Annotated in this window: 19 protein-coding genes and 1 riboswitch; of the genes, 13 read left to right on the top strand and 6 right to left on the bottom strand. The window is 38.6% G+C overall.

Features of this window, described 5'->3' with window-relative positions; all coding sequences use genetic code 11:
* Positions 1-33: 33 nt before the first annotated feature.
* From RRV45_RS11610 to narI, 6 genes are all read left to right on the top strand, one after another.
* Positions 34-345: a hypothetical protein gene (locus RRV45_RS11610; RefSeq protein ID WP_315664854.1), complete on the top strand. Its 312-nt coding sequence runs from the start codon at positions 34-36 to the stop codon at positions 343-345.
* Between the two features lie 16 nt (positions 346-361).
* Positions 362-658, top strand: a complete 297-nt coding sequence (locus tag RRV45_RS11605) for a hypothetical protein (RefSeq protein WP_315664853.1) — start codon at positions 362-364, stop codon at positions 656-658.
* Positions 639-4,322: a nitrate reductase subunit alpha gene (locus tag RRV45_RS11600; RefSeq protein WP_315664852.1), complete on the top strand. Its 3,684-nt coding sequence runs from the start codon at positions 639-641 to the stop codon at positions 4,320-4,322. Before RRV45_RS11605 ends, RRV45_RS11600 begins: the two co-directional genes overlap by 20 nt.
* Entirely contained in the window at positions 4,312-5,814 is a 1,503-nt protein-coding gene (gene narH, locus RRV45_RS11595) for a nitrate reductase subunit beta (RefSeq protein WP_315664851.1), read from the top strand. Before RRV45_RS11600 ends, narH begins: the two co-directional genes overlap by 11 nt.
* Positions 5,811-6,413: a nitrate reductase molybdenum cofactor assembly chaperone gene (narJ, locus tag RRV45_RS11590; RefSeq protein ID WP_315664850.1), complete on the top strand. Its 603-nt coding sequence runs from the start codon at positions 5,811-5,813 to the stop codon at positions 6,411-6,413. Before narH ends, narJ begins: the two co-directional genes overlap by 4 nt.
* 159 nt (positions 6,414-6,572) lie before the next feature.
* Positions 6,573-7,268, top strand: a complete 696-nt coding sequence (gene narI / locus RRV45_RS11585) for a respiratory nitrate reductase subunit gamma (protein ID WP_315664849.1) — start codon at positions 6,573-6,575, stop codon at positions 7,266-7,268.
* Between the two features lie 57 nt (positions 7,269-7,325).
* Here narI and RRV45_RS11580 read toward each other — a convergent pair whose 3' ends face one another.
* Positions 7,326-8,819: a nitrate/nitrite transporter gene (locus RRV45_RS11580; protein WP_315664848.1), complete on the bottom strand. Its 1,494-nt coding sequence runs from the start codon at positions 8,817-8,819 to the stop codon at positions 7,326-7,328.
* A gap of 254 nt (positions 8,820-9,073) precedes the next feature.
* Positions 9,074-9,520, bottom strand: a complete 447-nt coding sequence (locus RRV45_RS11575) for an OsmC family protein (protein WP_315664847.1) — start codon at positions 9,518-9,520, stop codon at positions 9,074-9,076.
* 334 nt (positions 9,521-9,854) lie between these two features.
* Here RRV45_RS11575 and xth point away from each other — a divergent pair, with 334 nt between their 5' ends.
* A complete protein-coding gene (xth, locus tag RRV45_RS11570) occupies positions 9,855-10,610 on the top strand; it encodes an exodeoxyribonuclease III (protein WP_315664846.1) in 756 nt (251 codons plus the stop codon).
* 72 nt (positions 10,611-10,682) lie between these two features.
* Here the strand turns inward: xth and RRV45_RS11565 are convergent, their stop codons facing one another.
* Complete coding sequence (locus tag RRV45_RS11565) at positions 10,683-12,254, bottom strand: GNAT family N-acetyltransferase (RefSeq protein ID WP_315664845.1); 1,572 nt, start codon at positions 12,252-12,254, stop codon at positions 10,683-10,685.
* Positions 12,255-12,454: 200 nt separating this feature from the next.
* Between RRV45_RS11565 and RRV45_RS11560 the strand changes: the two genes are divergently transcribed.
* From RRV45_RS11560 to RRV45_RS11550, 3 genes are all read left to right on the top strand, one after another.
* Positions 12,455-13,096, top strand: coding sequence for a hypothetical protein (locus RRV45_RS11560; protein WP_315664844.1), 642 nt, complete (start codon positions 12,455-12,457; stop codon positions 13,094-13,096).
* Between the two features lie 150 nt (positions 13,097-13,246).
* Positions 13,247-13,341, top strand: a riboswitch (guanidine-I (ykkC/yxkD leader).
* Positions 13,342-13,408: 67 nt separating this feature from the next.
* On the top strand, positions 13,409-13,753 hold the full coding sequence (locus RRV45_RS11555) for a DMT family transporter (protein ID WP_315664843.1): 345 nt from the start codon (positions 13,409-13,411) through the stop codon (positions 13,751-13,753).
* Positions 13,750-14,064 (top strand): DMT family transporter, encoded by a 315-nt coding sequence (locus RRV45_RS11550; protein WP_315664842.1) that lies wholly within the window; start codon positions 13,750-13,752, stop codon positions 14,062-14,064. Before RRV45_RS11555 ends, RRV45_RS11550 begins: the two co-directional genes overlap by 4 nt.
* A 43-nt stretch (positions 14,065-14,107) precedes the next feature.
* Here the strand turns inward: RRV45_RS11550 and RRV45_RS11545 are convergent, their stop codons facing one another.
* The gene (locus tag RRV45_RS11545; protein ID WP_315664841.1) at positions 14,108-14,599 is read right to left on the bottom strand and encodes a GNAT family N-acetyltransferase; all 492 of its coding nucleotides are present in this window, start codon (positions 14,597-14,599) and stop codon (positions 14,108-14,110) included.
* 180 nt (positions 14,600-14,779) lie between these two features.
* Between RRV45_RS11545 and RRV45_RS11540 the strand changes: the two genes are divergently transcribed.
* From RRV45_RS11540 to corA, 3 genes are all read left to right on the top strand, one after another.
* On the top strand, positions 14,780-15,412 hold the full coding sequence (locus RRV45_RS11540) for an NUDIX hydrolase (RefSeq protein ID WP_315664840.1): 633 nt from the start codon (positions 14,780-14,782) through the stop codon (positions 15,410-15,412).
* Positions 15,413-15,454: 42 nt separating this feature from the next.
* Positions 15,455-16,639 carry a DHH family phosphoesterase gene (locus RRV45_RS11535; RefSeq protein ID WP_315664839.1) on the top strand — a complete coding sequence of 395 codons (1,185 nt, stop codon included), beginning with the start codon at positions 15,455-15,457 and terminating at the stop codon, positions 16,637-16,639.
* Between the two features lie 100 nt (positions 16,640-16,739).
* On the top strand, positions 16,740-17,681 hold the full coding sequence (gene corA / locus RRV45_RS11530) for a magnesium/cobalt transporter CorA (protein ID WP_315664838.1): 942 nt from the start codon (positions 16,740-16,742) through the stop codon (positions 17,679-17,681).
* A gap of 102 nt (positions 17,682-17,783) precedes the next feature.
* Here the strand turns inward: corA and RRV45_RS11525 are convergent, their stop codons facing one another.
* Both RRV45_RS11525 and RRV45_RS11520 read right to left on the bottom strand, forming a co-directional pair.
* A complete protein-coding gene (locus tag RRV45_RS11525; protein ID WP_315664837.1) occupies positions 17,784-18,488 on the bottom strand; it encodes an NAD-dependent protein deacylase in 705 nt (234 codons plus the stop codon).
* Positions 18,489-18,512: 24 nt separating this feature from the next.
* Positions 18,513-18,962: an SRPBCC family protein gene (locus RRV45_RS11520; protein WP_315664836.1), complete on the bottom strand. Its 450-nt coding sequence runs from the start codon at positions 18,960-18,962 to the stop codon at positions 18,513-18,515.
* Between the last annotated feature and the right edge of the window lie 88 nt (positions 18,963-19,050).

Genomic DNA, 19,050 nt, shown 5'->3' with positions numbered 1-19,050 from the left:
GGGAAATTCAGGAAATGAGTAAGGAGGGTGAATATGGGAGAATTTCAGCTGGAAAGAGAACAGTCACTGCGATTTGCAGCACCGCATGTCTATCAAACAATGGTGGATTCTTTTAAAAAGTTTAATATTCATCCATATGATGCGATAGGAACGATTAAGCCTGCTAAAAATGGATATGACATAACAATCAAGTCAGCTAATCATTTTTCTGAAATAGCAACGATAACAATTAGTAAAGAACAGGCATTGGTGCCTGATACAGAAACCGAAAATTTATTCCAAGAGGCCGCTGAAAAATGCAAAAGCTTGCTTATATCGGACTATTACAAAATGATTAAGCTTTAAAAGGGGTGATAGATACATGTTTTCTTTTGAAAGTGATGCATTGCTCGTGGAGGATAGAGAGGATTTAATTGCTGTCTTGCAAATGAGGTTTGGCTTTATCCCTGGCGAAGTAATAGAGAAAATCTATGAAATAAATGAGATGAGTTCTCTTCAAAGATTAATATTAGCAGCAGCGAATTCAGCCAGCTGGGAGGTTTTTTTGCGGGAATTAGAAGCTGGAGAAGAGGCTGTCCGGATTTTGGGAGAGGATTTCAACCCAATTGGAAGCTACCTACTAGGGAGGGACGACCACTATGGAGCAAAAGCAGAATAAGCTTTCTCACGCATTGAAGCATTTAAAAAGAGGAAATCGGATTAATGATAGCTGGACTGAAGAAAGTCCGCGGCCGCGTAATTCTGAAGATGTTTACCGCAGACGCTGGCAGTACGATAAAATCGTCCGCTCCACTCATGGAGTGAATTGTACAGGTTCATGCAGTTGGAAAATCCATGTGAAGGACGGGATTATTGTCTATGAAACACAGCAAACTGATTACCCGTCAACAGGGGAAAACTTTCCAGACTATGAACCTCGCGGATGTCCTCGCGGGGCTAGCTTTTCCTGGTATACATACAGTCCAACACGGGTGAAACATCCATATGTGCGTAGTGATTTATATGAATTATGGAAAAGTGAGCTGAAAACAGCAGATAATCCAGTTCAAGCTTGGGAAAATATTGTGACTAATCCAGAAAAGCGGGCGAAGTATGTGAAAGCCCGCGGAAAAGGAGGTTTTGTACGCGGTAGTTGGAAGGAGCTCTGCCAATTAATTGCTGCTTCGATCATTTACACGATTAAAAAGTATGGACCTGACCGCATTGTTGGTTTTAGTCCAATTCCGGCCATGTCGATGATCAGTTATGCCGGCGGAAGTAGATTTCTATCTTTAATTGGCGGAACAATACTCAGCTTCTATGATTGGTATGCCGATTTGCCGCCTGCTTCTCCACAAGTATGGGGAGATCAAACGGATGTTCCGGAAAGCGGAGATTGGTATAACTCTAAATACTTCATTATTTGGGGAACGAATATTCCGCAAACCCGAACACCAGATGCGCACTTTATGGTGGAATCACGCTATAATGGCACGAAAGTCGTTGGGGTCAGTCCGGATTATGCCGAATATGATAAGTTTGCTGATATTTGGCTGCCTGCTAAACCTGGGACTGATGGGGCTCTAGCCATGGCCATGACACATGTCATTTTGAAGGAATTTTATGTAGATCGAGAAACACCTTACTTTACAGATTATGCAAAACAATACACGGATCTCCCATTTTTAATTATATTAAACGATAAAAATGGACGTTATCGATCAGATCGTTTCCTTAGAGCATCTGATATGCAAAGTGGACATGAGCTAGGCGAATGGAAAACCGTTGTTTGGGATGAACTTTCGAATAAAATAGTCATTCCTATCGGCAGCCAAGGATTCCGTTGGGATAGCGGGAATAAGTGGAATCTTGATTTGCAAAGTGAAGATGGACAAAATATCAATCCTAAACTCAGTTTTATACAGGATTCTGATGAAGTAGCAATGGTTGAATTTCCTTATTTTGCTGAAAAGGAAGGGGGAATTGTATCACGAGGTGTTCCTATAAAAAAAATCAAGGATCAAGCGGGTAATGAGCTTGTCGTAACAACGGTTTATGATTTAATGATGGCACATACTGGGATTAATCGTGGGCTTCAAGGGGATTACCCTGCTGATTACAATGACCCAAACAAGCCATATACACCTGCCTGGCAGGAAAGTATTACAGGGGTCAAAAAAGAACATGTCATTCAAGTAGCTAGAGAATTTGCGGATAATGCAGCAAGAACAAATGGCAAATCCATGATTGCTATGGGTGGTGGGACAAACCATTGGTTCCATAGTGATCAAATCTACCGCTCCATCCTAAATCTAATTCTTTTAACAGGCTCTCAAGGTGTAAATGGCGGGGGATGGGCTCATTATGTCGGACAAGAAAAGGTCCGTCCGATTGAGGGATTCTCACAAATTGCCTTTGCCAACGATTGGGTAAAATCTCCTCGATTCATGAATGGAACGTCCTTTTTCTATTTTGCAACGGAGCAATTCCGCTACGAGTATCAGGCAGAAGAAAAGGTGACAGAGTGGGGCAGTAAATACAGTCATGTTCATCCTGCTGATTTTAATGCATTATCTGCTCGCTTAGGCTGGCTGCCTAGCTTTCCGCAGTGGTCAGAAAATTCCCTTGATGTAATGAAAGAGGCTCGCGAACGATTCAAAGAGGATGATCAGGCGATCATTAAGGATGTTGCCAAGCAGATTGCTGAAGGAAAAATTAATTATGCAATTGAGAATCCGAATGATCCGCGAAATTTCCCGCGTATATTCTTTAACTGGCGCTCCAATTTATTAGGGGACAGCGGGAAAGGTCATGAATATTTCGTTAAGCACTTAATCGGAGCTGATGATTCCGTTCTGACCGATACAGAAAATTCATGGCAGCCAGTGGACGTCAACATAGACAAGAAGCCGCCGGAAGGAAAAACCGATCTTTTTGTGGCGATGGACTTTCGGATGACGAGCTCCGGGTTATTTTCAGACATTATCCTTCCTGCCGCAACATGGTACGAGAAATTTGATATAAGCAGCACTGATTTACATCCCTTTGTCCATCCTTTTAATGCGGCGATTTCACCACCTTGGGAAACGAAAAGTGATTGGGATGCCTTTAGAGAAATTTCGAAAGTATTCTCAGAACTAGCAGAAAAACATCTCCCAGCACAAGAGGATATAATCATGTCACCTCTTGCACACGATACAATCAATGAAATTGCTCAAGAATACGGCAAGGTTAAAGACTGGCGTAAAGGAGATGCCGAAGCAATCCCAGGCAAAACAATGTCCAATTTAACGATCGTCAAAAGGGATTATCCGAATGTATATAACATGTGGACCACTGTCGGTGAAAATATTCGCAATGGCTACGGAACAAAAGGTGTTAAGGTAAATGGGGAAAAGACGTATCAAGAGTTGTTGAATAGATTGGGTGTTTCAAATCGTGAGGGTATCGGCAAAGGCCATCCAGAGCTTTATTCTGATAAACAGGCTATCAATGCGATTCTTCTCATGTCAGGTGCAACGAATGGAAAGCGTGCAGTTGAAGGCTGGAAATCAATGGAGGCAAAGACTGGTAAGAAACTAGGTCATATCTCCGAAGGCCGTGAAGAGGAAGATTACACGCTGGATGCTCTAACTGTTCAGCCACGCCAAACCATTTCCACACCTGTTTGGAGCGGATTGGAAAATGATAACCGACGTTATTCTCCTTTCACCGTTAACAAGGAATATAACATTCCTTGGCATACGCTAACAGGCCGGCAAAGCTTTTATTTAGATCACGAGGTCATGCTTGATTTTGGTGAAGGGCTTCCACTCTATCTTCCGCCTGTTAATGTGGGACCGTTTTTAAAAGGGGAGAAAGAGGTTGAAAACTCTGGAAAGTCGCTTACGCTTCGTTATATGACCCCGCATCAGAAGTGGGGAATCCATACGATGTTCACGGACACGAACCAAATGTCACAGCTGTTTAGAGGCTGGCAGGTTGTGTGGCTGAACGAAAAGGATGCGGCTTCAGCTGGCATTAAGGACAATGATTGGATTGAAGTTTATAACCGTAATGGAGTTGTTGCAGCTAGAGCGATTCTCACATACCGGCTGCCAAGAGGAGTGGCCTATATGTACCATGCGCAGGACCGGACAATGGGTGTTCCAGGAAACACAATTAATAAAAAACGCGGCGGGACACATAACAGTGTGACAAGAATTAATCCAAAAGCGACACATATGGTTGGCGGGTATTCGCAGCTTAGTTATGGCTTTAATTATTATGGTCCTACCGGCAGCAACAGGGATACGATGGCCGTTATTCGCCCGTTGAAGGAGGTCGATTGGCTTGAGAATTAAGGCTCAAGTGGCAATGGTAATGCATCTTGATAAATGTATTGGCTGCCATACCTGTTCAGTAACGTGCAAGAATGTATGGACCAATAGACCAGGCATGGAATATGTCTGGTATAACAACGTAGAAACCCGGCCAGGTCCGGGTTATCCGAAGGAATGGGAAAATACAAACCGATATAAAGGCGGATGGACATTAAGAAATGGAAGGCTTCATTTAAGAGCTGGAGGTCCGATTTCAAAGCTCGCGAATATTTTTTACAACCCAAATATGGCAACGCTTGATGATTTCTATGAACCATGGACCTATGATTTTGAGCATCTTCAGAAGGCGCCGAAGAAAGAAAGTTTACCAGTTGCCCGCCCTAAATCAATGATTACCGGGAAATTTATCGATAAGCCTGAATGGGGCTCTAACTGGGATGATGATCTTGCAGGCGGCAGTGAAATTGTTCCGATGGATCCTAACGTCCAAAAGCTCCAGGAGCATATTAAGATGGAGTATGAAAAAACTTTCATGATGTATTTGCCAAGAATCTGTGAACATTGCCTAAACCCATCCTGTGTGGCATCTTGTCCATCAGGTGCTTTGTATAAGAGGGATGAAGACGGTATTGTTCTTGTTGATCAAGATGCGTGCCGCGGCTGGCGCTTTTGTATGAACGGGTGTCCTTATCACAAGGTGTATTACAATTGGAACACTCATAAAGCAGAGAAATGTAATTTCTGTTATCCGAGGACAGAAGCAGGGCTGCCGACCGTATGCTCGGAAACATGTGTAGGGCGGATTCGTTACATTGGCGTTGTTTTATATGATGCCGACCGAGTAAAAGCGGCAGCTTCTGTTGAGGACCCGAAAGATTTATATGAAGCACAGCTATCTGTTTTCTTAGATCCAAATGATCCCGAAGTGATTGAAAAAGCTCGTGAAGCTGGCATCAATGATAGCTGGATAATGAGTGCACAAGAATCACCGATTTATAAAATGGCGATGAAATGGAAAATTGCTCTTCCGCTTCACCCTGAATATCGGACATTGCCAATGGTGTGGTATGTCCCACCTCTTAGCCCGATCATGAACCATATTACAAATGAACATGAGCTGAGCATGGATGGCTGGATTCCAGCAGTTGACGACATGAGGATACCGATGGAATATTTGGCATCATTACTATCTGCCGATGATACGAACGTCATTCGGAGAGTGCTTTTGAAAATGGCTGCGATGCGTGTTCATATGCGTGCCAAAACAGTCGGGGGCATTGATGACATGGAAAAAAGCAAATTGCTTCAGGAAGCCAATACGACTGTAGAAGAATTAGAAGAGATGGCACGACTGCTTGGAGTGGCCAAGTATAATGAACGGTTTGTCATTCCAACCGGCAGACGGGAAATGGATAATAATTTACATTATCGCCAAGGTTCTTGCAGTATTGAGGACATCGCACCACCTGAGGGAATGGTGACGTACCCGTATGAAAGAAGTGAGAATGCATGAAGAATGACCGTGCCTTTACGCTTTTGTTTGTGTCGCGTTTTCTGGATTATCCAGAACAGGATTTCTATGAAGAATGTGTAAAGGTCGATAATTATGTGAATCAGAACATCTCATCTGAGAAATTACAAAAGGAGTTTTCCAGCCGTTTAAAAATCCTTTTGGATCGGACTCTCATCGAACTTCAAGAGCTTTATGTAGAAACCTTCGACTATAAGGAGAAAACGGGCTTATATTTAACCTCACAAGAACTTGGGGATAGCCGCAGGCGAGGCAGTGCTCTTATTCAATTACAAAAATTAATCGAAGAAACTGGATATGAGCCTGCTGGGAAAGAACTGGCCGACTATATACCGATGCTGTTAGAGCTTATTGCCGTTGCTCCAGAAACAGAGGAAATCAAACAGCTGGAGCGAAGGCTAGCTTATGCAATCCACCGGATCTTTACACATTTGCCTAACAGCAATCCTTATTATCTGGTTTTTGATATGTTAATGACCTATATTTTTAAAGCACCAAACCAAGAGGAAATTGCCCGGCTAGAAAATGAACGAGAGGATGCAGATCTGGATGAGCTCCCATATCCAATGCTGTACGGGTAAGCTGTAGTGATGTGCGCTTATTTTGAGAGTTATTTCTAAAATGTGTTCTTCATACTGGGTCTAAAGGACATGAAATTGAGAAATAGCAGGAACTATGTCCTTTAAATTTGCTTTAAATAGATCTTTGTAATTTTTGAAAATTATTAAAGGAGGGCAGACATGAATGGATTATTCTGGTGGGGAATCTTTCCTTATATCGTTGGGACGATTTTAGTTGTTGCTTCAATTTATCGGTTTGTATTTCGCGGCAAAAGCTGGCATGCTCCTTCAACTGAAATATTTGAGAAAAAATGGCTGCGAGCCGGTTCATTGCTATTTCATTGGGGGATCCTATTCGCCTTTATTGGTCATTTGATGGGAGTATTGATTCCAAGGAGCTTCTATTTGGCCTTGGGGGTGACTGACCATTTATACCATTTCTTTGCAATAGCTGGCGGGGGACTAGCAGGGCTAATGGTTGTGGCTGGTTTAATTATTTTACTGATACGAAAGTTTACGAACCCAAGGGTCAGCGCCCATGCATCGTTTGCAGATTATTTTACAGTGATTTGGCTTTTGATTGTGGCAGGAATTGGCACATATATGACGATTGTATACAATACAACTGTTGTGGCATATGAATATCGTGTGACGATTGGACCTTGGTTTCGGAGTTTATTTACCTTTCAGCCTGATTACCAGCTTATGACTGGAGTGCCACTCCTTTTCCAAATTCATGTAATTACATCATTCATATTATTTGCGGCCATTCCGTTTACACAATTAATTCATATGTTTAGTTTTCCAGGACGCTATCCTGCAAGAGCCCCACAGCAGTATCGGGCTCGTGATGAATACAAAAACAGCAGACAATGAGATACTCACATACAAAAAATCACTTTCTGAATCGAAAGTGATTTTTGTGTTTCGTTATTATTTATTAGATATATCACTAAACATGCCGATATATTTTTTAAGATCTCCATTTTCATCCTTCAAAACGCTAATCGTTAGCCATTCCTTGTAAACCTCGCCATTTTTCCGTTTATTCCAAATCTCGCCCTGCCAATACCCGACATCATCAATTTTCTTCCACATGTTTTCGTAGAACCCTGCATCATGTTTGCCAGATTGCAAAATACTTGGAGTCTTTCCTATAACCTCTTGCTGGGTATATCCAGTAACTCTTGTAAAGGATGGATTGATATTGATAATCTTTCCGTCTAAATCGGTAACCATTATTCCTTCACTTGTACTTTCAATAATCTGGCTGGAAAGAGAAAGTTTATCCTGGTAATACAGCCATACAACCAAAATGGTGCTTGCTAATGCAAATTCAGAAAGAGCCATAAATCCGATCGCATAATGACCAGTCCAATTAAACAAAATCGTTAATATTAGAGGAGGGAAGAACCCGCCAAGTCCACCCATTGCTGAAACAATCCCGTTTACAATTCCAGCTTGCTTCGAGAAATACATCGGCACAAGCTTAAAAATCGTTCCATTTCCAATTCCGGCACAGATCGCAACTGCTAAACAACCAACAGTATAAATAGGCAGGGAAGGTGTAAATGAAAGGAGGAAGCCGGCAAAAGTGAGACCGGAAAACACGACAACTAATATGAGGAATGAATTGAATTTATCACCAAGCCATCCCCCAACAGGTCTCAAAAAGGTAGCTAATGCAATGAAACCGGCAGTTCTAAATCCTGCATCGACCTTTTCAAGCTCAAAATGATTGACAAGAAAATTAGGCAAATAAATAGTGAAAGCAACAAAGGAGCCAAAAGTAATAAAATAAAATAAGCTCAGAAGCCAGAGTTTTGGATTTTTGTACACACTTTTGAATTGCTGGGAGAAAATAGCATTGACCTTTTTTTCTTTTCGGTCGCCAAGTAATAAATTTAGTACAGCTACTATGACCATTAAGATAATATAAAATTGAATGGTTAATCTCCATCCAAATGAGTTTGCCAAAACAGGTGCTAGGAAGGATGTTACAGCTGTGCCGATATTCCCTGCTCCGTAAATTCCGTTGACAAATCCATGCTTCTCCTTAGGATAATACTTTGGAAGTGAAGTAACCCCAACGGAGAAAACCGCACCGCCGATACCTAGCATTAATCCGCCAAGAATTAAGGTGAAGAAGGAATTGGCTGTACTAATAATGAAAACTGGTAAAACTAGAAGGAGAAAACTTATTGTAAAGATAACTCTTGCCCCGTATCGGTTTGTCCAAAAGCCAATCGGAATGCGAAGCAAGGAACCAAGTATGACAGGTGCTGCCGCAACCCAAGCAATTTCATTTTCTGAAAGCGGAATATCAGCTTTAATAAAAGGCATTAAGGAAGAGAGGATAACCCACACCAAAAAGCCTGCAACTAAGCTTCCTGTTTGTAATGTTAACTGAAAACCTTTGCTTTGCATGATGTTCTCCTTTCTATGTATTATCAAAGCTATTTTGTTTCCTTAATAGTATTAACTATTTATGTTTATCCTATAAAGTGAAACTTCAATAAGTGGCGGTTTTACAGCTCGTCAATCTGCTATAAATTGAAAAAAAATGCTGAATTTGTCCTCATCTTACGGACAAATTCAGCTCTTGATTAAAAGGTCGAATAAACATTTTCACATTCTTTAGCTGTCAGCTGATGAAAACAATAAACTTATAGCGTGTGCCCCTATTGTTTAATGATCGTTGCCTCCAGTTCAATTTCTACATTGCCTTTTAATGCTCTTGAGATCATGCAGGACGTTTCTGCTTTTTGGGCTAATTTTAGAGCTAAAGCTTTATCTTTTTCTGTTGCTTCGGATTTTAAAACGATGACTGGGCGGTGAATGATTTTTTTGTATGTAATCACACCCTTTGTTACATCAACAATTCCTGTGGAATTCACCGATAAATTATTTTTTTCTAGCTTACTGTGTTCCATCATCGCTGCCAAAGTAATGATATAACAAGTAGCAGCCGCCCCAAGAAGCATTTCATCCGGATTTGTCCCAATCCCAGGGCCATCCATTTCTGGCGGGATGGAAATTTTTGTCTTCAACTGACCAACTTCGATATCTCCCACATCGTTTCGAAGCCCCGGCCAATGTGCTGTTAAATGAAAATGGTGTTGAGCCATTGTAAAAAAACCTCCTAGGAAACTTACTTTTTGAATATATTTTACGATAGTTTGATGAAAAGTTGTAATTTAGGTATAAAAAGGGACTTAGAGGACCGTAGTTCCATTAATTATCCGAAAAGACTATTTTTCACCAGGTTTGCGGACCCTCATTCCGTTATTGCATGAAAAGAAGGATACTTTCTCATAATAACGAATTCTGTGTCCTATTCATTCGCCGAATATGCGAATTTTTAGGTAATAAGGGGATTCTCTGTCTGCTATTAATTAGCATGCAAACTAGTTCCATGATATTCTATTAATCTAGAGTTTTTTTATAAAGGAGTCATACCAAATGAAATTTGTATCATGGAATGTGAATGGAATTCGAGCCTGTGTAAAAAAAGGCTTTTTAGATTATTTTCATGAGGTGGATGCGGATATATTCTGCATTCAAGAGTCAAAGCTGCAAGAAGGGCAGATCGACCTTGAGCTTGAAGGCTATCACCAATTTTGGAATTATGCGCTAAAAAAAGGTTATTCAGGTACGGCAGTTTTTACAAAAAAGAAGCCGCTTTCCGTTAAATATGGTGTAGGAGAGAATGAAACGGAGCCAGAGGGAAGAATCATTACGTTAGAGTTTGAATCTTTTTACTTGGTCAATGTATATACGCCAAATTCACAAAGAGATTTGGCTCGATTATCTTATCGATTAGAGTGGGAAAAAGAACTGCTTCAATATCTTCTTGAGCTAGATCAAATAAAACCGGTTATTTACTGTGGAGACCTAAATGTCGCACATAATGAGATCGATTTAAAAAATCCAAAATCGAATGATGGCAACTCTGGCTTTACAAAAGAGGAGAGGAATAAAATGACTCGCTTGCTCCAATCGGGCTTCGTTGATTCCTTTAGATACGTCTATCCAGATGCAGAAGGCGCCTATACATGGTGGTCATATATGGCTAAAGTAAGAGAACGGAATATTGGCTGGCGGATCGATTATTTTATCGTTTCTGAAAGAATGAAAAATGCAATAAAAGCTGCAGAAATTCATTGTGACATTATGGGAAGTGACCATTGTCCTGTTATGCTGGAGATGGAATTATAAATAAATTAAAGCCGACTTCTTGCTGTTACATTAATAGGAAGTCGGCTTTATAGTTGTAAAAGTTATTTCAAATTACCCTTGTCTCCTCTGATATTCCTTATAATTCAAATGCCACTTCCGAAACTTTTCCCATGCCTCATCAAAATCCGGCTGAATAATTGAAAGTTGGACCCAAGCTCTTTTCGATAAATAAGCACTCTTAAAATGCAGATCAAAGCCTGAAAGGGAGGCATCCTCTGCCATATTTGTACAGCTGTCTTCACCTTTTAATGTTACGATCATCGGATAGCCATAAGGGGTTAAAAAGGCCATTTCCTCATTTTTCTCTGCAGTAAGGATTTGTTCATAGCGATTTTTCAATACAGTATATCGGTCTTCGTCCATATAATATCGTAATGCTCTTTCTAAGCTTTTTAACACTTGTGAAGAATAGGTAAACGGGATATTCCCATTCGCATACAAACCCAAATCTAGATAAGAAGGAAGAGTTGAATCTTCTTCGATTTTATGGTTTGAGAAAACAAACGAGAGCCCGCTCATTGTTCCAATCGCTTTCCCGCTGACCCCAGTAGCTAAGTATATTTCTGCAAGCGAGAATGGGAGGGAACCAAAGGAGCTGACACAATCAAGACAAAGCTTTATTTCATGTATTTTACATAGCTCTTGGATCTTTTCTATATGATTGAGCATACCAGTAGATGTTTCTCCATGCACCATAAGTACCCATTCATAATTCAATTGTTCTAGTTTTCTAGAAATTTGAAGTTCATCGAAGGGTTTACCCCATTCATAGCTTAAACAATCAAATGTTAATCCCCATCTGTTTGCCTGATTCACTAAACGGTCCCCAAATGCTCCATTAGTTAAAATTAGACCTTTTCCGGGAAGCCTTTTCACTTGAGCAATCATCGCTTCATTTGCAAGAGTTCCGCTGCCATTTAATAAATGAACATATGCTGCCTTACTCATGGATAAAAGCATTTGCTTAACTTTTTCAAGTGTTATCGAAAAATCGTATGAGCGATGGGAGACTGGTTCTTCTGTCAGGGCAGTTCGAATATCTTCTTTTAATACGACTGGACCGGGATAAAAAGAGTATCTTTTTTGCTTTAATCTAGCAGCAACTGACTTCTCAAATTGCTTTCTAGTTAACACCATAGGAAGAAACTGTGCATCTTCTGTTCCAACCGTATCGGCAAAAGCTTCAAAGCCCATCTGCTTATAAAGCTTTTGCTCACGAATTGTTCCAGAAATAACTGCAGCACTATACCCCTGTTTATAAGCATACTCTGATAATGCACTGACAAGCATGAAAAATACCCTTCCATTTCGATGCTCTTTTCGTACTGCGAGAAGCCTAATTTCGCAAAGCTTTCCTGACAAAGCATCTTCCGACAGCAGATTTTCTACAGGACCGACTTTCTTGTCCAAGGAGAAAGGCCGCTGATCACGGATCGCAATCATACCAGCAAGCTCTTGATCTTTTAAAACAATAATATATTTATTTTCATTATGAAAAGGATCCACTCGAACGCCATTTTCATCTGGTTCATGCTGGGGGATCTCTTCAACAAAGGTTTCGTAATTTAATTTTGCTATTTCGGAAAATTCTCTTTCTGTGCGAGCTATTTTACACCAATACATATTGAAAACCTCTCTTCGTTCAAGCTCTTTCTATACTATATGCAAACTGACTAAAATCTATTTTCGCATAATTTTAGATTGAAAGAAATGTTTTTCTCCTAAATATGGTAATAGAAGTGATTAAATATAAATGTATGGTAAAATTGGTATGATTAGGAATCAACGAATGATAGTTTTATAAAATTTTCGGGAGTCTAATTATGAATAATTATATGCAGATTTTTCTTATTATTTCTGGACTATTTGCCTCACTATTGTACTTTTATGAGGCTTACAGAGTGTATAAATATCGAGGAATCTCAGCTAAATCAAAGGTGGAGGCTCTATACTCCTTTTCATTTTTTATCGTTCAAATGGTTCTCTCCAGCCAATACATCTTTGACGAAAATTTTTTATATCCCCTTATTTTCAGCTTATTCATCGTTTTTGCCATTATTTTATATAGGTTTTTTGTGACGGGGCAAGTCATTGTGGTTAAACATACATCTAAAAACATAATAGTTGAACGTGTGCGCTCAGAATTAAATCGCTTATCCATTTCTTTTACAGAGGAGGGGTTTGATCTTTCAGATTTGCACCAATTTAACCTAGAGGACCAAACAGTCATAAAGGTGAGCAATCCTTGGGGAGGAGAAAAGGAATTTAAGACGTATCACTTAAGCTTTAAAAAATGGTGGCGTTTATACGAATATGAAGATATCAAAACAAATATTATTGAAAAATATCGGGTAGAAAGAGAAGAAGTGGTTTATTGGAAACAGATTCTTTTTTCCATTGGACTAGGTATAGGAGGTTTCATTTTGATGGGATTCCTAGCTTGGAGGTGGAACCTTTATTATTGATGTTTCTTGACCCTACAAAAGAAATTAAAAACATAAGAAAAGCAGAGAATATTGGAGATAGAAGTAATTTGACCGGATATTGATGCTTATATTCGCTGATAGCTCCTCTTGCACATGGTTTCGTTTTTTATATAATAAAAGGAAATTCATAAAAATGATTTCTAGGGTTCCGCAGCTTGCTGGTCTGGTCCGAGAGAAAAATCACAGATAATTCTGTGCCACGGAAGGATAAAAGCCTGGGAGATGACTGTATATTTAACAGTAATCTCCTTGGCTTTTTGTTTTTGGAAAATTTGCATTGGAGGGAACAGCATGAATTGGTTAAAGGTGTTTATTGCCGCGTTTTTTGAGGTGTTTTGGGTGATAGGGTTAAAGCATGCTTATGATTTTTGGACATGGACTGGGACAGTCATTTCTATAATTGTCAGCTTTTATGTATTAATCATGGCGGGAAAGAAGCTGCCGGTCGGTACGGTATATGCCGTATTTGTTGGTTTGGGTACGGCAGGAACCGTATTGTCAGAAATTATTTTCTTTGACGAGCCTTTGAAAATATCCAAGCTTATTCTCGTTCTAATTTTATTAGCAGGAGTTATTGGGCTTAAGCTAGTTACGAATGAAGAAGAAGCTGTATCGAAAGGAGAGGCTGCATCATGAGTTGGGTTTATCTCATTTTAGCAGGGATATGTGAGATGATTGGAGTTCTGATGATCAACAGTCTACACAAAAACCGAAATTGGCAGTCTTTTATCATGCTCATTGTTGGATTCGGAGCAAGCTTTCTTTTTCTAGCCCTTGCGATGGAAGAATTGCCAATGGGAACAGCCTACGCCATCTGGACAGGAATTGGAGCTTCTGGTGGAGCTATTTTAGGTATTATTTTGTATGGTGAGCAAAAGGATTGGAAAAGGCTCTTGTTTATAAGTATGGTGCTAGGGGCTGCTATTGGGTTGAAATTAGTATCGTGAAAAAGCTCGCTATAAAGGCGAGCTTTTTTAAAAAAATCTTATCTCAATCTATTTTTTTTAGAACCATTCGAACGGTTTTCAAAATATGTCCGTCAAAGTTGTCGTCAAATTCAGATACTACTGTAAAACCTTTGGCATCGTAAAAATTTTTCCCTATATGATTATCTCTTTCTACATTTATATAAACCTCGTTAATTCCTTCAATAAGATGAAGCCCTTCACGGAGCAATGCTGTTCCAATCCCTTTCCCTTGATATTCCGGCAAAAGATAAATGGCGCCAAGTTCAATCTCTCCATGTTCTTTAACAGGAGAAAAATTAGCAAAACCTACAATTTTTCCATCTATTTCTGAAACATATAAATAGGAATGCTCCAATCTTCTTTTCATCATTTCATAGTTATAAGCCGATTTTAAGAAATTATCTTGGATGTCTCTTGGGATGATTCCTTCATATGTATGATTCCAGCTTGATTTTGCCACATTTTGTACCTGTGGAATATCATCGAGCGTCATAATCCGGATAGAATACTTCATGTTAATCCACCTTTCTTATTATTTTTCAAAATGTATTTTTTCCAATATTATCATAGTTAGGGAAAATTAGTGTTTAATTTATTTATTTCTAAGGGAAATTAATGTGATGTTTCTAAATTAATAGATATAATCATTTTAGTAGGAAAATTCAGGTAAAAAACCTAAGCAAAGGAGAAAGTGATGGAACAAGAATTTCTAAACATATTTGATCGACAAAGAAATCCTAGAGGAGTTGCCTCAAGGGAGGAAGTACATAGAGCAGGATATTGGCATGAAACATTTCATTGTTGGTTCATAAGTGAAGAAGATGGGGTACATTATATTTATCTGCAAAAAAGAAGTGCTTTAAAGAAAGATTATCCCGATTTATTAGATATTACAGCAGCTGGGCATATTTTAGCACAGGAAACCATTCAAGATGGTGTTCGGGAAATAAAAGAGGAATTAGGGATCGATGTCACATTTAATGAGTTGGTTCCTTTAGGTATTATTGAGTACAGCCATACTAGGAATGAATTTATTGATAATGAAATTTCACATGTTTTTTTATATAAGAGTCAATTTTCTATTAATGAGTACATTTTGCAAAAAGAAGAAGTAGCGGGAATTGTTAAAGCTGAATTTCAAGACTTTTCAAGACTAATGCTACGAGATTGTGATGAAATTATGGTAGAAGGATTCGAAATTAATCAGTTTGGAAAAAAAATAACCGTTCGGAAGCAAGTAAGGAGAAAAGATTTTGTTCCGCATGAACAATCATATTATGAGGATATAATAGATTTCATCACTAAAGAAATTAACAATTATTTATAATTTTTCAAAATTCGAACCATACTACGTTCAGGGGTGAAGTTCATGTACAAACTATTATCACATAATGACTTGGACGGTGTAGGCTGTGGAATATTGGCCAAGCTTGCATTTGATAAGCAAGTAAAGGTACGCTACAATTCCGTGTCGGGTCTCGACCGTGAAGTGGAATGGTTTTTAGAAAACGATAGCAAGGAAACATTTCTATTTATTACAGATTTATCCGTTAGTAAAGAAAATGAAGCCAGACTTGAAGAGTTTTACCACTCGGGCGGGAAGTTACAGCTCCTGGATCATCATAAAACGTCTCTGCATTACAACGATTATAATTGGGGGCATGTTATTGTTGAAGACGATGAAGGTAAATTAACTTCTGCTACGTCCTTACTTTATGAATATCTTGTTTCCAATCAGCTGCTAAATCCATCAGAAGCAATCACAGAATTTGTTGAGCTTGTCAGGCAATATGACACGTGGGAATGGGAAAAGAATAACAACCAGCAGGCTCAGCGGCTGAATGCACTCTTTTTTCTAGTTTCAATTGAGGAATTTGAAGAAAAAATGATTAGCCGGCTCAAAACGAGTGATCATTTTCGCTTTGATGAGTTTGAACAAAAGATTCTGGATATGGAAGAAGATAAAATTGAACGCTACATACGCCGGAAAAGGCGAGAGTTGGTCCAAACGAAAATTGGTAAATATTTTGCTGGAATTGTTTATGCAGAATCTTACCATTCCGAGCTTGGGAATGAATTAGGAAAAGAATATCCCCATCTTGATTATATCGCCATAATAAATATTGGCGGAAAACGGCTTGGATTCCGAACCATCCATGATCATATAGATGTTTCTGAAGTGGCGGGACAATATGGCGGTGGCGGCCATGCGAAAGCATCAGGCTGTTCATTAACTGAAAAAGCCTATCGACAGTTTGCTGCAGAAACATTTCATTTAGAACCATTAAGAGAGGATTCAAAGCAAAATCGCTATAATTTGAAACAGTCGCCTTTTGGAACTCTATATACAAATCGAACGGATGATTTATTTCTTTTATATTCAAACGATGATGGAACATGGAGCATTGAACAAAATAATACAAAAATGAATCATAACTATTCAAGTTTTGAAGAAGCCGAAAGTTACTTAAAAAGAAATTATGCAGCTTGGCTTGTAAGAGATGATGTATTTGTTGAATATTTGATGAAAGAAGTGAAAAGGAAAGACATATAAGAAAAAAAGAATTAGGAATTTTTCCTATTCTTTTTTTCTTTTTGAATTAGTTTCCTTCACATCTAATGCAAACTATTCGTTATAGGAGGATTTTATCCAAATGATCCGTTCTTTTTCGATAACAAGTGACTATCAGCTTGCAGAGAATCTGCCAATTGAACAATTATTTCAAGACGATATAAAATGGTTTTGGATAGACTTTGAATCTCCAACTGAAGAAGAAACGAATCTTCTTAAAACCCATTTTAACTTCCATCCATTAGCAATTGACGATTGTCTGCATTTACTGCAGCGGCCGAAGCTTGATTACTATGAAGGCTATGACTTTTATGTCATCCATACATTAAATCAGCATACACTTTTACCAGAAGAAGTGGATGTGTTTGTAGGGAAAAATTTCATCGTCACCTTTCATTTAACTCCTTCATCGGAAATTACCATCGTAAGACAAAAGTTATTAGCTGATGATTTCCATTATAAAAAAGGAGCTTTACATTTGTTTTATCAATTGATGGATAAAATAGTGGATGAGTACTTTCCTGCTGTTTATAAAATTGAGGATAAGTTAAATGAGATTGAACTAAAAGATGCCAAGAAAGATTTAATGAATAATGTATTCGAATTACGAAGCCAATTGTTGAAACTGCGGAGAACGATTTTCCCAATGCGTGAATTATTATATCGGATTTTAAATTCTGAGAGGGTTATTATCCCAAAGGATGAAAGAATGTATTTCATGGATATATATGATCATTTACTTAAGCTTTCGGAAATGATTGAGTCCAATCGTGAAATGACAAAAGATATTCGAGACAGCTATCTCTCAATAAATTCGGATCGAATGAATAATATCATGAAAACCCTGACTGTAATGTCTTCCATTTTTATTCCTTTAACCTTCATTGCCAGCATATATGGGATGAACTTCGAATACATGCCGGAACTTACATGGAAATGGGGCTATTTTGGGGTACTTGGCGTTATGCTTTTAGTCGGGTCTACCTTGTTATTCGTTCTATGGCGAATGGGCTGGTTTAAGTAGATAGGTAAAATATGTTAAGGGGCTGTTCCATATTCATTATGGATAGCCCTTATTATATTTTATATATATAAGGTATTTGTTTATATATGGCTATATCGAAATTTAGTTATTTAGTTGAATCAGCCAATTACCTATCTCCTTACCGTTGATGACTTCATCAGCATAGGTATCAAAATCTGTTGGCTCCATATTCACGATCACTAACTTAGCTCCGTTCTTTTTTGCAATCAATGGAAATTGGTTGGCTGGCGTAACAGTAAGGGAAGAGCCTAAAACAATGAACAATTCAGCCTGCTCCGCCTCATTCAATGCAAATTGAAAAGCTGCTTCAGGTAATGATTCGCCGAATAACACAATGGATGGGCGCAATAATCCCCCGCACTGACAATTATACTCTTGATTGATATATTCTTCGCTGCTGTATTTTTTCCCGCAAGACTGGCAATGTAATTGTTGTAATGTCCCGTGGAGCTCTGCAACTCTCTTGTTTCCTGCGAGTTGGTGAAAACCATCGACATTCTGAGTAATTATTGATTGAATAACCCCGCGTTTTTCCCAAGCTGCTAAAATATAGTGTCCTTTATGCGGCTGATACTCCTTTACCCCTAAGACTCGCTCACGATAAAATTCAATGAATTCGTCCACATTTTCATTAAGTGATTTTACGCTGGCAATCTTACTTGGATCCTTTTTATTCCATAAACCTTGTTTCGAAGAGCGGAAGTCTGGCAATCCGCTTTCGGTTGACATCCCTGCACCAGTAAACACTACTGTATATTTCGATTCCTTTAACCATCTATTAATCAATTTTTACACTGCCTCCTTTAACTATTAAGCTTCAGATTCAGCGATTTGCTTGACCCTGTCCGAAAATTCTACAACAACCTTCTTGTTTGATAATAGCAAGAGAAATTTAACAAACCATTTTAATGGTCGATTGGTAACTGTGTATTTAAATAAAGTCTTTTCATCATTAATATGAATTAATTCATAAAAAGCTGTTATGTCGAACATGTTTGCCAATGTAAACCCAACTTTTAACTTTTTATACGTGGATGAATCCAGATATTCTATTGTTTCAACTTCATACTCTTCGACTCGATTACCTTCTTTATACTTTTGACGGTATACACTTCCGACCCCTTCATCTGTAATCTTTATTGGTGTGTTTTCAACTACATTTGGCATTATTTTCTGCATATTCTCTAATGAGCCATTAAGGAGATTCCATATTTTTTCGATAGGGGCATCTATTTCCACCTCATGTGTCCATTGTTTCATCTTTAGCAAACTCTCCTTTGTATAAAATATAGCAAAATCTTCTAAATACCATTCTGTTATTCATTTTATCATTAATTGATGATACTTC

Source organism: Bacillus sp. DTU_2020_1000418_1_SI_GHA_SEK_038, from assembly GCF_032341175.1.
Lineage (GTDB): Bacteria > Bacillota > Bacilli > Bacillales > Cytobacillaceae > Cytobacillus.
Note: the sequence above shows the minus strand (reverse complement) of the source record. Positions and strands in the feature narration are given on the sequence as shown.

Excerpts from the sequence above, each read along its gene's own strand:
- RRV45_RS11610 (WP_315664854.1), top strand. The coding sequence starts at position 34 with ATGGGAGAATTTCAGCTGGAAAGAGAACAGTCACTGCGATTTGCAGCA.
- RRV45_RS11605 (WP_315664853.1), top strand. The coding sequence starts at position 362 with ATGTTTTCTTTTGAAAGTGATGCATTGCTCGTGGAGGATAGAGAGGAT.
- RRV45_RS11600 (WP_315664852.1), top strand. The coding sequence starts at position 639 with ATGGAGCAAAAGCAGAATAAGCTTTCTCACGCATTGAAGCATTTAAAA.
- narJ (WP_315664850.1), top strand. The coding sequence starts at position 5,811 with ATGAAGAATGACCGTGCCTTTACGCTTTTGTTTGTGTCGCGTTTTCTG.
- narI (WP_315664849.1), top strand. The coding sequence starts at position 6,573 with ATGAATGGATTATTCTGGTGGGGAATCTTTCCTTATATCGTTGGGACG.
- RRV45_RS11580 (WP_315664848.1), bottom strand. The coding sequence starts at position 8,819 with ATGCAAAGCAAAGGTTTTCAGTTAACATTACAAACAGGAAGCTTAGTT.
- RRV45_RS11575 (WP_315664847.1), bottom strand. The coding sequence starts at position 9,520 with ATGGCTCAACACCATTTTCATTTAACAGCACATTGGCCGGGGCTTCGA.
- xth (WP_315664846.1), top strand. The coding sequence starts at position 9,855 with ATGAAATTTGTATCATGGAATGTGAATGGAATTCGAGCCTGTGTAAAA.
- RRV45_RS11565 (WP_315664845.1), bottom strand. The coding sequence starts at position 12,254 with ATGTATTGGTGTAAAATAGCTCGCACAGAAAGAGAATTTTCCGAAATA.
- RRV45_RS11560 (WP_315664844.1), top strand. The coding sequence starts at position 12,455 with ATGAATAATTATATGCAGATTTTTCTTATTATTTCTGGACTATTTGCC.
- RRV45_RS11555 (WP_315664843.1), top strand. The coding sequence starts at position 13,409 with ATGAATTGGTTAAAGGTGTTTATTGCCGCGTTTTTTGAGGTGTTTTGG.
- RRV45_RS11550 (WP_315664842.1), top strand. The coding sequence starts at position 13,750 with ATGAGTTGGGTTTATCTCATTTTAGCAGGGATATGTGAGATGATTGGA.
- RRV45_RS11545 (WP_315664841.1), bottom strand. The coding sequence starts at position 14,599 with ATGAAGTATTCTATCCGGATTATGACGCTCGATGATATTCCACAGGTA.
- RRV45_RS11540 (WP_315664840.1), top strand. The coding sequence starts at position 14,780 with ATGGAACAAGAATTTCTAAACATATTTGATCGACAAAGAAATCCTAGA.
- RRV45_RS11535 (WP_315664839.1), top strand. The coding sequence starts at position 15,455 with ATGTACAAACTATTATCACATAATGACTTGGACGGTGTAGGCTGTGGA.
- corA (WP_315664838.1), top strand. The coding sequence starts at position 16,740 with ATGATCCGTTCTTTTTCGATAACAAGTGACTATCAGCTTGCAGAGAAT.
- RRV45_RS11520 (WP_315664836.1), bottom strand. The coding sequence starts at position 18,962 with ATGAAACAATGGACACATGAGGTGGAAATAGATGCCCCTATCGAAAAA.